This window comes from Synechococcus sp. BA-120 BA3 (assembly GCF_034931285.1).
In the GTDB taxonomy this organism is placed as follows: domain Bacteria; phylum Cyanobacteriota; class Cyanobacteriia; order PCC-6307; family Cyanobiaceae; genus Cyanobium.
Map to the genome: position 1 here is coordinate 1 of NZ_JAYGHZ010000477.1, position 1024 is coordinate 1024.

A 1024-nucleotide genomic window follows, 5' to 3' on the forward strand; every position below is an offset into this window, starting at 1 on the left:
CGCCGCCGGGGTGGGGGGGAGCGGGCCGGCCTTCGGGAGCAACGGCCGCCATGGCCGGGGCCGGGTGCGGGTGGCCGAGGCCCAGCGCAGCGCTCTCGAGCAGGTGGCCTCCCTGGATCTGGTGGCACCCGGCAGCGCGGCACCGATTCCCCTGGGGGCCCTGGCCGGGCTGCGGCTGGAGCCGGAGCTGGCCGCGATCGAACGGCGCGACGGCCAGCGCGTCAACACGGTGCAGGCCTTCCTGGCGGCGGGGGCGCTGCCGGAATCAGTGCTGCAGGACTTCCGCCGCCAGCTCGAACGGGAGGGCTGGCAGCTGCCGACCGGGGTGAACCTGGCCTACGGCGGCGAGGCCGATGCCCGCGGCGAGGCGGTCGCCAACCTGCTCTCCACGGTGGGGGTGCTGGCGATCCTGATGACCGCCACCCTGGTGCTCTCCTTCCGCTCCTTCCGGATGGCCGCCCTGATCGCCTCGGTGGCGCTGCTGTCGGTGGGACTGGCGGCCCTGGCCCTGAGGCTCAGCGGTTCGCCCTTCGGCTTCACCGCCATCCTCGGCACCCTCGGGCTGATCGGGCTGGCGGTGAACGACTCGATCGTGGTGCTCACCGCCATCCGCAGCGATCCGCTGGCCCGCAGCGGCGATCCGGCCGCCACCGCCGCGGTGGTGGAACACGCCACCCGCCATGTGCTCGCCACCACGATCACCACCGTGGTCGGCTTCCTGCCCCTGATGCTCGATCCCTCCGGCTTCTGGCCGCCGCTGGCGATCGCCGTGTCCGGCGGCCTGGTGGGGGCCACGGCCCTGGCCCTGTACTACGTGCCGGCGGCCCACGGCCTGCTGGCCCGGACCGGGCCGGTTGCATCAGGTCCCACGGCGACGGCTTCCGGCGCCTGGTCCCCTGAGGGTCCATCCTGAGCGTCGGATCGCCCCTTGCCGCCATGCCGCCGACCCTGGGCCGTCGCCAGGTGCTCACGCTCTCGGGCCTGGCCCTGGGGGCGGGGCTCTGGCAGGCGAGCCGGCCAGCCC

At 75.0% G+C, this 1024-nt stretch carries 1 protein-coding gene; it reads left to right on the top strand.

The annotated features are described in order from the left end of the window. The coding region (locus tag VB737_RS16955) for an efflux RND transporter permease subunit (RefSeq protein ID WP_500314696.1) at positions 1-913 on the top strand (913 nt) is incomplete at its 5' end. Between the last annotated feature and the right edge of the window lie 111 nt (positions 914-1024).